Below are 15877 nucleotides of genomic sequence, written 5' to 3'. Positions count from 1 at the left end.
AAATTTAAAATCAAATACTTTCTCTTGAAATCGATGCCATGGATTAAGAACAGCAAGTTCAATGTTATTCTATCTTGCTAAAAGCTTGATTAGAGGGCAAACAAATATATACATTTAGCGTTTACATAGCAAAATATTTATTGTTCTGTTTTGTAAGGTTTTTCTCTTGAACTTTTACTTGTCTTTTTCAAGTTCAATCATACCATTATTAGAGTCGTATTGCATTAAAAATAGACTGCTGTTAGAGTATAAGGTGTCACTAGTTTTCTTGTAGTCAAATTTCACATGTGAATGCTCTGATTTGATCTCGTTTATTGTGTTTTCGAAATCTTGATTCTGAGAAAGTCTGAGTAGAACATCTAAGGTAATATTGTAACCTAAAATAGCGTATCTAGAAGGTTTAATCTCGAAAAGGACTTCATATTTAGTTTCAAAGTCAGACGTTAATTTTGTGTTTTTTTGATCTATTGCTGTAGGAAAAACTAGTTTTAAAACTCTATATCTCATGTCAGAAACTTCGTTTTCTTCAGGAATTAAAGAAGAGTCTATAAGGGCAAGTTGGATGTTGTACTCTGATAGTTTGCTCATTAAAGAAGTTGTAGAGTTTAAGAATAGAATGGTTTTTTTACTATCTAGAATTACAAAGTTCAATTTATTCTTGTCTAGCGCTTCTTGTAAATCTTGCTCTTTGAAAAAGCCAGCATTATCTACTTTTAGAAATTTTGCTTCTGGAATTTTATTTAATATCAGTGTTTTATTTGTAGGTTCATCTAATTCGCTAACCACTATAACATTCGCATTTTTATTAGCAATGTAGTTTAGTGTTTCTGTTTTTTGAAAATTCTCTGAAGGTATGGATTTATATATCTTATTGTCGGTAGATGGAAGGTTAGATTCAATATCAATTATAGCTATACTTTCATTTGAAGTAATTTTAGGGAGCGTGGCTCCTTGTTTTAAAAAAGGAACGAGTAATGCGTTTTTTGGATATGAGCTTTCAATTTCAAGTTGAGAATTTATATTACTTTCTTTTATTACCGTAATATCAAAATTTATGCTAAGTGACAATGCGGAATCAATTGCTATTTGAGCACCTTGGAAAAAATCTAAATATTTATAGTTATCAGCATTTTTATTGAGCATTTTTTCTCTAAGCTCAGGAGAACTTAATTCTTTGCCAGAAAATGGAGTGTAAAAATATAATCCGCTTGTGCCTGAAGTATCTAAATTGGTATAAAGCGCTTCATTTCTTTTTTTAAGCTCAGTTTCAGTAGTTGTGTTTGTCTCTGTCTCTGTGTCAGTATTATTGTCTGTCGTTTCAACAATTTCAGGATTGCTATCTACGGTTTCTTCAGTTGGGTTTATTGGCATTTTTATAATGTCTCCAGCAATAACTCCATCTAATAATTTAGGATTTAGCTCTGTGAATTCCTCAATAGACATTCCAGCTTTTTTAGATAGACCATAAAGCGTTTCCTGTGGTTCTATAACATAATTTTTATAGGCTTTAGTTTCGGTTGTAGAGGTGGTGTCTGTTTCTGTTACTGTCTCTTCAACTGGAGTTGTTTCTTCATTTTCTATAGGTGTAGTTTCTTCAAGAGTATTGTTTTCCTCTGCAACCTCTACCTCCTGTTCCTCTTCCTGTTCTGTGTCAACCGTAACTAAAGAATCATCAGACTTACTAATATCTAAGACATGACCAGCCATTAACATTTTTACAATGTGTGGGTTTTTTTCTTCTAGCTCAGCTATGCTCATATTAAAGCGTTTAGCTAATGAGAACTTAGTATCTCCTCGCTTTACAAGATATTCTCCTTCTGGAGTTGCTATCTCATTTTTATCAGGAATTCTTAAAATTTGACCTATTTGTAAATATTCAGACAAGTTATCTGCATTAGCATTAATTAACTGATCTAAACTCACTCCATACCTTTTGGAAATTCCCCAAAGCGTTTCGCCTTTAATCACCAAATGTTCACCTTCATTAACCGTTTGCTTAACTTGAAGTGTTTTGTCAATATTAATAATGTGTCCGGCTTGAAGCATGCTAATGATGTGAGGATTTTGCTGTTCGAGCTGCGCAATGCTTACACCAAATCTTCTAGATAAACCAGATTTTGTTTCGCCTCGCTTTACTTTATAATTCTGAATTTTGGTGTCAGTTATAACTGCTGAAGAAGATGAAGAAGTGTTGGAATTGCTCGAATTAGGAACACGTAAAGTGCTTCCGGCATAAATGACATCTTCGGATCCAGGATTTAATTCAAATATGGCTTCCATGGTAACACCATATTTCTTGGAGATAGAATAAACACTTTCTCCTTTTTCAATGGGATGCTCAATAACATTATCTTGAGCAGTTATAAGATTTGAGCTTAAAATTAATAATATAATAAGCGTAAAAAAATTCCCCATTCTTTTTTGTTTATAGCTCCTGATATCAGTTTTTTTAATTTCAATTATATGTACTAACAATGCAACCAAACAAGAGGAGGGGCAACATTCTTGTGGAAGCATAATTAGGGAATAAGTGTTGCAAAGTCAGTGACTTTTTACAAGGAATAAAATTACTAAAAATATGGTGTAAGGTGTTATAATCTTTAGTTATTATCAACAGGATATTAACAATTTGTTTTTGGTGTAATTTCAAAAAAATAAGGGGAAAGTTTCTAAAAACGAATTATGAATAAAGCTAGATAAGGTCAATGTACTATCTTTGTAGCCTTAAATTATCAGAATGAGTAATATAGTCGCTATTGTAGGACGTCCTAATGTTGGAAAATCTACTTTTTTTAATCGTTTAATAAAACGACGTGAGGCCATTGTAGATGCGGTAAGTGGTGTTACTAGAGATCGTCATTACGGCAAAACAGATTGGAATGGAAAAGAGTTTTCATTAATAGATACTGGTGGATATGTTATAGGGAGTGATGACGTTTTTGAAGCTGAAATAGATAAGCAAGTAGAGTTGGCAATTCATGAGGCAGATGCTATAATTTTTATGGTAGATGTAGAATCTGGTATTACGGGAATGGATGAAGATGTAGCTAATTTACTGCGTAAGGTAGAAAAGCCTGTTTTTTTAGTGGTAAATAAAGTTGATAATAATAAAAGAGCTGAAGATGCCGTAGAATTCTATGCACTTGGTTTAGGTGAATATTTTACTATAGCAAGTATTAATGGTAGTGGTACAGGTGATTTATTAGATGCTGTTGTTGAAGCTTTGCCAGAAAAAGAAGAGGTTGCTGAAGAAGATTTACCACGTTTTGCTGTAGTAGGAAGACCTAATGCAGGTAAGTCGTCGTTTATAAACGCTTTAATAGGTGAAGATCGTTACATCGTAACCGATATAGCGGGTACAACAAGAGATTCAATAGATACAAAATATAATCGTTTTGGCTTTGAATTTAATTTAGTTGATACGGCTGGAATCCGAAGAAAATCTAAAGTTAAAGAAGATTTAGAGTTTTACTCTGTGATGCGAAGTGTAAGAGCTATTGAGCATTGTGATGTGTGTTTACTTGTGCTAGATGCTACACGAGGCTTTGATGGTCAGGTTCAAAATATATTTTGGTTAGCAGAGCGTAATAGAAAAGGTATTGTAATACTTGTAAACAAGTGGGATTTGGTTGATAAGGATACCAATACTACAAAGAATTTTGAAAAGCATATCAGAGAACAAACAGCACCTTTTAAAGATGTTCCTATTATTTTCATTTCTGTTTTAAATAAACAAAGAATTTATAAGGCTATTGAAACAGCTGTTGAGGTTTATCAAAATCGTTCAAAACGAATTAAAACAAGTGTGTTAAACGAGACTCTATTACCAATAATAGAAAATCAACCACCACCAGCATACAAAGGGAAGTATGTAAAGATAAAGTACATAATGCAATTGCCTACGCCACAACCTCAATTTGCTTTTTTCTGTAATTTACCTCAGTATATCAAGGATCCTTACAAGCGCTTTTTAGAAAACCAACTTAGGGAGCATTTCGACTTCAATGGAGTACCTGTAAGTGTGTACATGCGTAAAAAGTAGTATATTTAAAACTTGCTATGAAAATATTGAAGAGCACTTTTTTAGTATTCGCTTTCCTGCTGAGTTTTTGCGATCTTTTTTCACAAGATTCACCACCAGAAATACAGGTTGATGGAAATCAAATATATTGTCCAGGTATTCAAGTACCTATAGTTACATCGGTTTCAATTTCTGATCCAGATCCAACGGATACAACTTTAGATGAAATATTTATTCAAATATCTGAAGGGTACGCTTCAGGACAAGATCTTCTTTCTTTAACAGGAAGTAATCCAAATGTGTCATCAACTTGGAACGTTTCTGCAGGACTACTCACATTAATTGGTCCTGCAACTTTTGCTGAATTTGAAGCTGCTATTGAAAATGTAGTATTTGAAACTACTGATACAGATTATGCTCAAGACCGACAGTTTTCAATTAATCTAGGTAATGCAAATTATCTTCCAAGTACAGGACATTATTATTTTTATGTAGCAGATGTAGGTATTACATGGACCGAAGCTAGAGATGCTGCGGCAGCCCAAGACTATTTTGGTTTACAAGGTTATTTGGCTACGATTACAACAGAAGAAGAATCCCAATTAGCAGGAGAACAAACTTCTGGTACGGGATGGATTGGTGCTAGTGATGCAGAAACAGAAGGAACTTGGAAATGGGTAACTGGCCCAGAAGCCGGAACTACATTTTGGCAAGGCACTTCAACAGGAGCTCCTGTAGATGGTGAATATTCTTCTTGGAATACAGGTGAGCCTAATAATGCAGGAGATGAGGATTATGCTCATATTACAGCACCAAATGTGGGAATTTTAGGTTCTTGGAATGATTTGGCTGTAACTGGAGATCTTAATCCTAGTAGTGATTACCACCCTCAAGGTTATATTGTTGAGTTTGGTGGTCTGCCTAATGAACCAGTTATAAATCTTTCAGCATACAGTACAATGGTGATGCCTAGGATATCTTCTCAAGAAATTACTGCTTGTGGTTCTGTAGAAGAGACATTGGTAGTAAGTTCTTCAACTGGTGATGCGCAATGGTTTGAAACGTCAACTTCAATAGATGTTATTAATACAGGATTGACTTACGATGTTACTTTAACAGAAACAACAACATTTTGGGTTTTGCCTGTAGTACCAGGTTGTGCAAATAACTCAACTAGATATCCAATTATGGTTACTGTTAATCCATTACCAGAAGTTTCTAACATTACTATAAATCAATGCGAAGATGAAGTGATGGATGGTATTTCATTCTTTAATCTTAATGAATATAATGATGTTATTGTTTCAGGTAGTTTAAACAATATTGTTGTTGACTATTTTAAAGATGAAGAAATGTTTATACCAATTGATGATGAAAATTATGTTAATGAGAATAATTATCAAACAATATATGCTTTAGTAACCAACACTGAAACTAATTGTTCTGCTACAGCAGAAGTAACTTTAGTCGTTAATACAAACTCTGGAAATAGTGTTAACTTATCTTTTTGTGATAGTTTAGAAGAGACAGGAATCATAAATTTTGATTTGTCTTCTGTAGATGAGCAAATTTTAGAAAATGAAACTGGTGGCATAGAAGTTCTGGGGTATTATGAAACTTATAATCAAGCATTGCTTCAGCAAAATCCCTTAGGAAGTACTTACACAAATACAACACCTTATCATCAAACTATATTTGCAAGATTAGAACAGGATGGTAGTTGCTATAGTATTTTAGAAGTCAATCTAACTGTTGAGGAATTGCCAAGTCTTATGGACGATGAAACAGTTTACTATTGTACTAATACTTTTCCAGAAACTATTTCACTTTACGGAGGTATTGTAGATGATGTACCAAACAATTTCTATTATGAATGGTCAACGGGAGAAACAACTATTAACATAGAAGTTAATGAGCCGGGAACGTATTCTGTAGTGGTAACAAAACCTTTTGGCTGCTCTAATGAAAGAACTATTACCGTTTTGCCTTCTAGTACAGCTACATTTGAAATGATAGAGGTTACTGATATTTCGGAAAATAATACTATTACTGTATTGGTATCTGGCGAAGGTGATTATACCTATAGTTTAGATGACGAATTTGGTGTTTATCAAACATCAAACGTTTTTGAAAATGTAAATTCTGGTATACATACTGTATTTGTAAAAGATATTAAAAGTGATTGCGGCATAGTCTCAGAATTGGTTTCCGTTTTGGGTTTTCCAAAATTCTTTACACCTAATGGTGATGATGAAAATGACACTTGGGAAATTTCAGGATTTTCTGCTGAGTTTCCAGTAACTGCTTCTGTCCAGATATTTGATCGTTATGGAACATTGCTCACTGTGCTCAATGGAAATAACACAGCTTGGGATGGATATTTTAATGGAGAATTAATGCCTTCATCTGATTATTGGTTTATAGCCAAATTGCTAGATGGGAGGACTTTTAAGGGGCACTTTTCTCTAAAAAGATAAAGTTTTATAATTCTTTTAAGAAATTTCATACGATTTCTTAGTTAATTGCGTTAATCAATTAACTATCAATCTAATCATCAATCAATCTTCATGAAAAAACTCTTATCAGTTTTTGCACTATTATTTGCTTTACATTCATTTTCACAGGAAAAAACATTCAAAATTACAGGAACACTTATCGCTGAAGATTCAAACCAACCTATAGAATCTGCAACAGTTTATTTAGAACGTGTTAAAGATAGTAGTGTTATATCGTATTCGATTTCAGATAAATACGGAAAATTTGAATTAGAATCTTCAACTTACGATCAAAGTCTCAATTTCTACGTGTCTTATGTAGGCTATAAAACTTATTTCAAAAAAATAAATATTGACAAGGAGAACATTCAGCTCAATACTATTTCAATGCAATTAGATAGTCAACTCGATGAAGTTGTTATCAGATCTACTGCACCAATTACCATAAAAAAGGATACCTTAGAGTTTAATGTAAAATCTTTCAAAACAAAGAAAGATGCTAATGTTGAGGATTTACTCAAACAATTGCCAGGAGTAGAAGTAGATCCAGAAGGAAATATCACCGTAAATGGTAAGCCTGTAAATCAAATTTTGGTAAACGGAAAGCCATTTTTTGGAGATGATCCAACGATTACTACTAAAAATTTAACCAAGGATATTATTGAGAAAATTCAGGTGGTTGATACCAAGACTAAATCTGAAGCTTTTTCAGGTGAAGCAGGAGATCAAGAAAATAAAACCATCAACCTTACTATTAAAGAAGAAAATAACAAGGGAATTTTTGGTCGTGTTTCTGCAGGTGCTGGTACCGATGATCGGTATGAATATGCTGGAATGATTAACTTTTTTGATAATGATAGGCGTATTAGTGCTCTTGCAGGTGGTAACAATATAAATTCACCAGGTTTTAGTTTTGGTGAGATTTCTAAAATGTTCGGAAACATTAATAGTGTTAGATTTGAAAGTAACGGTTCTTTTACATTCAACGGTCGTTCTTTTGGTGGTGGTCAAGGTATAACGACTTCAAGAAGTAATGGTTTAAATTATGCTGATGTTATTGGTGAAACTGTAGATATTTCGGCTGATTATTTTAATTCTTCTAGTAATTCTGAAAATGAAACTTCAACACAGCGAGAAACTATATTATCTGATTCAAGATATTTTACCAATTCTAATTCTAGATCAGATAGTGATACAGATAGTCATTCTGCTAATTTAGAGTTTGAAATAGAAACCGATTCTACATTCCAATTAAATATAGAACCGTCTTTTAGTTATTCTAAATCAAGGACATTGTATAGTAGTTTTGACGAAACTTTTGACGAGGATCGTGAGCTTACTAACCAATCAAATGTAAACTCTAACGTAGAGAGTTTTGCAAGACAATTTTCTACAGATATATCTGCAACAAAGCGTTTTGGGAATAAAGGTGGGTTTATAAGAGCAGAATTTGAAACCAGCATTAATAAAAGAGAAAGTGATGATTTTTTAAACTCTATTGCTGAAATATTTGGAACCGAAGCTGAAACTATTGTCAGAGATCAGTTTACCGATGGTGAAAATGATAGTTATGGAGTTTCTGCTGAATTCACTTATAGATTGCCAATTATAGCCAAGAAATTTTTCTTGAATTTTGAGTACGAATTTTCAAGAGATAAAGATAAAAACAGGCAAAGTACGTTTGATTTTAATGATACTACACAAGACTTTACGGATTTCAATACGGAATTAAGTACAGATTTTGAATATACCGATTCTAGAAGTATTCCAACTTTTGGACTAACTTATAGAGGTGAAAAGTTTTTCACAAGGTTCAATTTAGGTTATAACATAAGAACTTTGGAGAATCAAGATTTACTCCGACCTCAATTTAACGTCGAACGAGATTTTAAAAATTTAGAACTGAACTATAGAGCTAACTACAGGTTTAGTCCTAAGTCATCAATCTATGGTAGCTACAGATTAGGTAATAATCCACCTGCATTAAGACAATTACAGGCTTTTACAGATGTGTCTAATCCATTGAGTATCGTCATTGGTAATCCTAATTTGGCACCATCTAATCGACATAGTTTTTATGCTGGTTATAACGGGTTTGATTGGCAAAAGCGTACAGGTTTTTATGGTAATATCAATGCAAGCTTTACTAACAATCAAGTGGTTTCAAGGACTGTTGTAGATCCAGAAACTTTAGTTAGAACTACTACTTACGAAAATGTAGACGGCAATTACAATTATGGAGTTTCGGGAACCTATAATAAAGATGTGAAATTAGACACTTTAAGAACTTTAAAGTTTAATATTAGAGCACGATACAATTACTCAAAAAACATTAATTATAATAATGATGTACAATATGCCAGTGAAGTTGGAACTTTTTCTCCAAGATTTGGGGTAGATTTTTTATGGGATAAGGTTATGGAGTTAAGACCATATTATGAACTAAATCTCTCAAACAACGCATATGATATTGAAGCTTTTGATGATCGTAATTTTACCAGTCATAATGCTGGTTTGAGAACAGCTACTTTTTTACCTGAAAAGTTTGAGTGGAGAAATGATATTGCCTTCAACTACAACCCGAATGTAGCGGATGGATTTCAGAAAAGTGCTTGGTTTTGGAACTCTACACTGTCTTATAGCTTCTTAAAAGACAAAGCGCTTATAACTTTAAAAGCTTATGATTTACTAAATCAGAATACTAACGCCAGACGTGTAGCAACTCAAGATTATATTCAAGATAGCCAAAGTACAGTGCTTAGACAGTATTTTATGTTGGGCTTTAGTTATAAGTTCAATAGCCTAGGTTCTAAAGGCAAGACAGGTGATGATGATTTTTTCTTTATTGATTAATCCCAAAGAATGGAAATTGAATCGATAGCTCTAGATACTCCTTTGTAATACTTTTTTTGAACAAAATTTGGAATCATGATACTATCAATTATTACCTTGCATTCATAATCAGAAATAGTTTTTTCTGTACCTAAGCCTGTTGAAATAGCTACTTGTCTATCAAATTTTGATATTGTAATCAATAATCCGTTGTCTTTTTCTTTTTTGCCTATTCCCCAATTCTTAGCAACATTAGTTCCAAAGAATTTGATATCCATATTTTTTGGAATTGAATCTACTGTTAAAATAGCAATTTCATTAGTTGTTTCTTTCTCATAAGTTATGATTTTTTGAATGAGAGAATCACTTTCTAAAGGTGAAAATAAATTTGAAGAGTCGAATACAACAGCCTCATTATAGTTTTTAGGAATATAGTCTGATGTATTTTTAGATTTTTTTGTTTCATATTTACATCCAGTCAGTAAAGCAATCGTAAATAGAATTGAAAAGTATATACGAATATTCATAATTAATTTATAAGCTTTTTCTAAATAGAGTAAAGTAGTAGTAATTTTTTAAATATTACCAACCACCAGAGGCGCCTCCACCACCGAAACTTCCTCCGCCGAAGCCGCCACCAAAGCCACCTCCTCCAAAGCTTCCACCTCCAGAACTTCCTCCCCAGCCACCAAAGCCACCAGAAGATGAGCCTCTAGAATAACTTCCGCGTCCCATGTTGCTAAGTATAATGGCTTCAAGAAGGCTTCTGCTGTCATCTGAACGATTTCCACCATTACCACCTTTTCCACCACCTCGTTTTTTGGTAAGTGCGATTATAAATATGATAAAAAAGAATAAGAGTACTATAACAACACCAACAGGGAAACCATTTGAGGAACCACCTTGTCTGGTACCTTGATATTCGCCTTGCATAACTTCAAATATGGCATCGGTTGCTCTGTTCAGTCCGCCGTAATAATCGTTACGTTTAAAATATGGGATAATATCATTATTAATGATGCGCTTGCTCATAGCATCAGTAAGCAAATGCTCAACACCTTTACCAGTGTTGATTCCTATTTTACGATCGTCTCTAGCTAATAAAATAAAAATGCCATTGTCTTTATCTGCTTGTCCAATTCCCCATGCTTCGGCCCATTGCGCGCCTAAATAATTGATGTATTCTCCTTTGGTAGAACTTATGGTTGCAATTACAATTTGTGTTGAGGTTGTATCAGAGTAACGAATTAACTTTTGTTCAAGATTATTTTTTTGAGTTGGTGTTAGCAATCCTATTTCATCATAAACACTAGTTTGCTCTTTTGGTACAGGAGGAATGTTATACTGAGCAAACCCAACCAAGGAACATAAAAGACAAACGGCTATTATAGATTTAAATAAAATGTATTTTAAATACTTCATTAGCCTTTTGAAATTGTATTGTCTAACTCGTTAGTGTCATTATGATGCCAAGGGAAATGCGTAGAAAGCACACGCCCTGCTTCAGTAATACCATCTACTAAGCCTTGTTTGAATTTACCTAATTTGAATTGAGAAGCAATTTTATCTCGTGTAGAATTCCAGAACTCAGAGCCAACAATGTTGTTAATGCCTTCATCACCAAAAATCACAAAGGCTTTGTCATCAACAGCGACGTAGATCAGTACACCATTACGTTCTTTGGTGTTATCCATTTTTAATAAATGAAACACATCTAACGTGCGTTCGTATACATCTTTATCGGTTGTTCTTTCGATATGCACACGAATTTCACCCGAAGTTTTATTTTCAGCAATTCTTATAGCTTCTACGATTTCCTCTTCTTCTTTTTTAGTGAGAAAATCTTCAATATTAGACATGGTGAGTTTTTTTAAAAATCGAAATTTACGTCTGGAACTTTTTCACTACCTGGATCGGCTTTATAACGTGGCATTTTTTCAAAACCAAACCAGCCAGCAAGTATCTTTCCAGGGAATTTGGTGATATAGATATCGTATTTATTTACAGTATTATTATATTTTTCACGTGCAATATTTATACGGTTTTCAGTACCTTCTTGTTGTGCTTGGAATTCTCTAAATTGATCTGAAGCTTTTAAGTTTGGGTAGCGCTCAAAGGAAGCAATTAATCTACTGAATGAACCACTTAATTGGCTTTGAGCTTGTTGGAATTTTTCTAAATTTTCAGGAGTTAAATCATCTGCGTTAATGTTGATTGAGGTTGCTTTTGATCGGGCTTCTATTACTTCATTCAATGTTTTTCTTTCAAAATCAGCAGCGCCTTGGACAGTTTTAATTACTGTACTATACAGATCACTTCTTCTTTGATATGCACTTTCAACATTAGACCATTCTGTTTTAGCATTAGCTTCAAGTTCAACAGCTGTGTTGTTAAAACCTACAGCCCATCTATATATTCCAAAAACAATTACTACAATTACAATTAAAGGAATTAACCATTTTTTCATGATGATAAGTTTTTTAAAGTTGAGTTTTTATTTTGATAAGTTGTGCTTTTATATCTTCCAGTTTTTCGATGATATCATATTTTTCTAAGGCTTGTTTACGCTCTTCTTTAAGATGTGTCTTTGCACCTTCCAATGTAAAGCCTCTTTCTTTTACAAGATGGTAAATAAATTTTAGATTTTTGATATCTTCAGGGGTGAATTTTCGATTGCCTTTAGCATTTTTTTTAGGCTTAAGGACATCAAATTCTTTCTCCCAAAAGCGTATTAAGGAAGCATTTACCTTAAAAGCTTTGGCAACTTCACCAATTCCGTAGTAGCGTTTTTCTGGTAAATCTATATGCATCTTAATCTAGAGATTGGTTTTCTAAAGAAGCTTTTTTCAACAGTTCATCATACTCTTCAGCAGATAGGTTGCCGTAGTAGAAGTTTATTGGGTTGATACGATCACCATCTTTGAACACTTCATAATGAAGATGAGGTGCTTCCGATCGTCCTGTACTTCCAACAAAACCTATTAAATCGCCTCGTTTTACACGTTGATTAACTCTTACATTATATTTATACAAGTGTGCATAAAGCGAAACATATCCGTAACCATGATCAATTCTAATGTGATTACCGTAACCTGTAGAACCATTGTCTGCACGTTTTACAACGCCATCACCAGAAGCATAAATAGGAGTACCACGTGGCGCGGTAAAATCCATACCATAATGAAATTTTCTAACTTTAGTAAATGGGTCTGTTCTATAACCATAACCCGATGCCATACGAGTTAAATCTTCATTGCTTACCGGTTGAATTGCTGGTATTGCAGCTAAGAATTTTTCTTTGTCTTCGGCAAGTTTTGCAATTTCATCCAAAGACTTGGATTGTACTACAATTGCTTTTTCTAAAATATCTAAGCGTTTATTGCTTTCGGCTATGAGTTGCGAGTTGTCAAAGCCTTCAAATTTTTTATAACGATTGATACCACCAAAGCCAGCACGACGTTGTTCGTCTGGAATTGGATTGGCTTCAAAATAAAGTCTGTAAATAGCATTGTCGCGTTCTTCAACATTTTCCAAAGCAGCAATGGCATCATCCATGCGTTTGTTCAATAATTCATATTGAATCTGCATGTTTTGAAGTTCTCTGGTAAGCTGACGCTCTTTTGGCGATTCAACATACTGTCCAGCAATAAAAACAAGTAGAAAGGCAAAAAGTGCAGTAGCCGTTAAAAAAGCAGCTACATATTTAAAAGTTGTAGATTTCTTACGCTTTATCTTACGGTACGAAAGCGTTTCGGAATCATAATAATATTTTACCTTAGCCATGTATTAATTTATACTATTTTTGCAGCTAATAAGCCTTTTGCGAGAGCAATTTTTTATTAGTGTAACGTCCAAAGATAAAAAATTGTTTTGCATTTGCAGTAATTAAATAAAAACAAGCTATAATTTCAATATATGAAGTCTCAGGAAATTCGTTCTAAGTTTCTAAATTTCTTTAAGGAAAAGCAACATCTTATTGTGCCTTCAGCACCAATGGTAGTGAAAAATGATCCTACCCTAATGTTTGTAAATTCTGGTATGGCACCTTTTAAGGAATACTTTTTGGGTAATGCCGAACCAAAGAAAAATAGAATAGCGGATTCTCAAAAATGTTTAAGAGTTTCGGGTAAGCATAACGATTTAGAAGAAGTGGGATATGACACTTATCATCACACACTTTTTGAAATGCTAGGAAACTGGAGTTTTGGCGATTACTTTAAAAAAGAAGCTATTGCTTGGGCTTGGGAATTGTTAACCGAAGTCTACGGAATTGATAAAGATATTCTGTATGTTACAGTTTTTGAAGGTAGTGATGAAGATAAACTAGATATGGATACTGAAGCTTACGATATCTGGAAACAGTATATCTCAGAAGACCGTATCTTAAAAGGAAATAAAAAGGATAATTTCTGGGAAATGGGAGACCAAGGACCATGTGGGCCTTGTAGTGAAATACATGTTGATATTCGTTCTGCTGAAGAAAAAGCTAAGGTAGATGGTAAAACACTTGTAAATATGGATCATCCGCAAGTGGTAGAAATCTGGAACTTAGTATTCATGCAATACAATCGTAAGGCAGACAAATCCTTAGAAATTTTACCAAATAAACATATTGATACAGGTATGGGCTTTGAGCGTCTTTGTATGGTGTTACAAGGAGTTCAGTCTAACTATGATACTGATGTTTTTACACCAATAATCAGAGAAATTGAAACCATAAGTGATAAAGATTATGGTAAAGACGAAAAAGTAGATGTTGCTATTAGAGTTATTGCGGATCACGTTAGAGCCGTAGCGTTTTCTATTGCAGATGGTCAGTTGCCAAGCAATACAGGTGCTGGTTATGTTATTAGAAGAATTTTGCGTAGAGCTATCCGTTATGGCTTTACATTTTTAGATAAAAAAGAACCTTTTATTTACAGGTTAGTTGACATTTTGAGTAAGAAAATGGGAGAAGCCTTCCCAGAAATGAAAGCTCAAAAACAGCTTATAGAAAATGTGATAAAAGAAGAAGAAGCGTCATTCTTAAGAACTTTAGAACAAGGCTTAGTACTTCTAAATCGTATTGTAGAAGAAACCAAAGGTGATACCGTTTCAGGTGAAAAGGCTTTTGAATTGTACGACACTTATGGTTTTCCAATAGATTTAACGGCTTTAATTCTTTCTGAAAATAAGATGAAGCTCGATGAAGAAGGCTTTAAAACTCATCTTGAAAAGCAAAAAGACCGTTCGCGCAAGGCAAGTGAAATGTCTACGGATGATTGGACGATTTTAGTCGATGATGCTGAACAGGAATTTATAGGTTATGATGCATTAGAAGCTAATGTAAAAATTACAAGATACAGAAAAGTAACCTCTAAGAAAGATGGTGAAATGTATCAGTTGGTTTTTAATTTAACTCCGTTTTATGCTGAAGGTGGAGGACAAGTAGGTGATAAGGGTTATTTGCAAGATAGTCATGGTGACACGGTTTACATCATAGATACTAAGAAGGAAAACAATGTTATTATTCACTTTGCAAAAAATTTACCTGAAGATTTAACGGCTACCTTCAAAGCTGTGGTAGATGCTAAGCAACGTTACAGAACCGAATGTAATCACACGGCAACGCACTTATTACATCAGGCGCTTCGTGAGGTTTTAGGAACTCATGTAGAGCAAAAAGGCTCTGCAGTGCATTCAAAATATTTACGTTTCGATTTTTCGCATTTTTCAAAATTAACAGTTGAAGAATTACGCGATGTTGAGAATTTTGTTAATGCACGTATTGATGGGAAATTACCATTAGAAGAAAAACGAAATGTGCCAAAAGATGTGGCTATAGCAGATGGTGCTATGTCTCTATTTGGTGAAAAATATGGAGATACCGTTCGTACTATTCGTTTCGGGCAATCTATAGAACTTTGTGGTGGGACACACGTGAAGAATACTGGAGATATTTGGCACTTCAAAATTGTATCAGAAGGTGCTGTTGCTGCTGGTATTCGTCGTATTGAAGCCATAACCAATGATGCGGTGAAGGACTTTTATTTTGAAAACAATAGAGCTTATTTTGAAATGAAAGACTTGCTTAACAATACCCAAGAGCCAGTTAAAGCATTGCAAAACCTTCAAGAAGAAAATGCCGATTTAAAGAAACAAATTGAGCAATTACTTAAGGACAAGGCTAAGAACATCAAAGGCGAGCTTAAGAATGAAATCACTGAAGTTAATGGCGTGCAGTTTTTAACTAAAAAGTTGGATTTGGATGCAGGAGGAATTAAAGATGTGTGTTTTGAATTAGGTAGTCAGTTTGATAATTTATTCTTGCTTTTTGGAGCTGAAAATAATGGTAAAGCTATTCTGTCTTGTTACATTTCAAAAGAATTAGTGGACACTAAAGGATTGAATGCAGGGCAAATTGTTAGAGAACTAGGAAAATACATCCAAGGCGGTGGAGGTGGTCAGCCATTCTTTGCAACAGCTGGAGGTAAAAATCCTGATGGGATTGATGAGGCTTTGGTTAAGGTAAGATCGTTTTTAGACTAAA

At 33.8% G+C, this 15877-nt stretch carries 11 protein-coding genes; 4 read left to right on the top strand and 7 right to left on the bottom strand.

Annotation, left to right across the window (positions count from 1 at the left end):
- Positions 1-174: 174 nt before the first annotated feature.
- Positions 175-2415, bottom strand: coding sequence for a LysM peptidoglycan-binding domain-containing protein (locus QGM60_RS10875; RefSeq protein ID WP_281140267.1), 2241 nt, complete (start codon positions 2413-2415; stop codon positions 175-177).
- A 322-nt stretch (positions 2416-2737) separates the two neighbouring features.
- Between QGM60_RS10875 and der the strand changes: the two genes are divergently transcribed.
- The 3 genes from der to QGM60_RS10860 all read left to right on the top strand — a co-directional run bounded on the left by der (position 2738) and on the right by QGM60_RS10860 (position 9369).
- On the top strand, positions 2738-4042 hold the full coding sequence (gene der, locus QGM60_RS10870) for a ribosome biogenesis GTPase Der (protein ID WP_281140266.1): 1305 nt from the start codon (positions 2738-2740) through the stop codon (positions 4040-4042).
- Between the two features lie 17 nt (positions 4043-4059).
- Complete coding sequence (locus QGM60_RS10865) at positions 4060-6498, top strand: T9SS type B sorting domain-containing protein (RefSeq protein ID WP_281140265.1); 2439 nt, start codon at positions 4060-4062, stop codon at positions 6496-6498.
- A gap of 90 nt (positions 6499-6588) precedes the next feature.
- Positions 6589-9369 carry an outer membrane beta-barrel protein gene (locus QGM60_RS10860; RefSeq protein ID WP_281140264.1) on the top strand — a complete coding sequence of 927 codons (2781 nt, stop codon included), beginning with the start codon at positions 6589-6591 and terminating at the stop codon, positions 9367-9369.
- On the opposite strand, the gene QGM60_RS10855 is transcribed toward QGM60_RS10860, so the two are convergent.
- From QGM60_RS10855 to QGM60_RS10830, 6 genes are read right to left on the bottom strand one after another with little or no spacing between them, the layout of a single operon-like run.
- Entirely contained in the window at positions 9366-9875 is a 510-nt protein-coding gene (locus QGM60_RS10855; RefSeq protein ID WP_281140263.1) for a TPM domain-containing protein, read from the bottom strand. The two genes, QGM60_RS10860 and QGM60_RS10855, sit on opposite strands and share 4 nt — an antisense overlap.
- A 55-nt stretch (positions 9876-9930) precedes the next feature.
- A complete protein-coding gene (locus tag QGM60_RS10850) occupies positions 9931-10770 on the bottom strand; it encodes a TPM domain-containing protein (RefSeq protein WP_281140262.1) in 840 nt (279 codons plus the stop codon).
- Positions 10770-11207 (bottom strand): TPM domain-containing protein, encoded by a 438-nt coding sequence (locus QGM60_RS10845; RefSeq protein ID WP_281140261.1) that lies wholly within the window; start codon positions 11205-11207, stop codon positions 10770-10772. The genes QGM60_RS10850 and QGM60_RS10845 overlap by 1 nt, the downstream gene beginning before the upstream one ends.
- A gap of 11 nt (positions 11208-11218) precedes the next feature.
- On the bottom strand, positions 11219-11815 hold the full coding sequence (locus QGM60_RS10840) for a LemA family protein (protein WP_281140260.1): 597 nt from the start codon (positions 11813-11815) through the stop codon (positions 11219-11221).
- 13 nt (positions 11816-11828) lie between these two features.
- Positions 11829-12158 carry a MerR family transcriptional regulator gene (locus tag QGM60_RS10835; protein ID WP_281140259.1) on the bottom strand — a complete coding sequence of 110 codons (330 nt, stop codon included), beginning with the start codon at positions 12156-12158 and terminating at the stop codon, positions 11829-11831.
- 1 nt (position 12159) lies between these two features.
- A complete protein-coding gene (locus QGM60_RS10830; RefSeq protein WP_281140258.1) occupies positions 12160-13131 on the bottom strand; it encodes a M23 family metallopeptidase in 972 nt (323 codons plus the stop codon).
- A 132-nt stretch (positions 13132-13263) separates the two neighbouring features.
- Here QGM60_RS10830 and alaS point away from each other — a divergent pair, with 132 nt between their 5' ends.
- Entirely contained in the window at positions 13264-15876 is a 2613-nt protein-coding gene (gene alaS, locus QGM60_RS10825; RefSeq protein ID WP_281140257.1) for an alanine--tRNA ligase, read from the top strand.
- Position 15877: the final 1 nt, after the last annotated feature.

Source organism: Winogradskyella sp. SYSU M77433 (genome assembly GCF_029911945.1).
GTDB lineage: Bacteria > Bacteroidota > Bacteroidia > Flavobacteriales > Flavobacteriaceae > Winogradskyella.
This window is presented reverse-complemented; position numbering and strand designations above follow the sequence as displayed.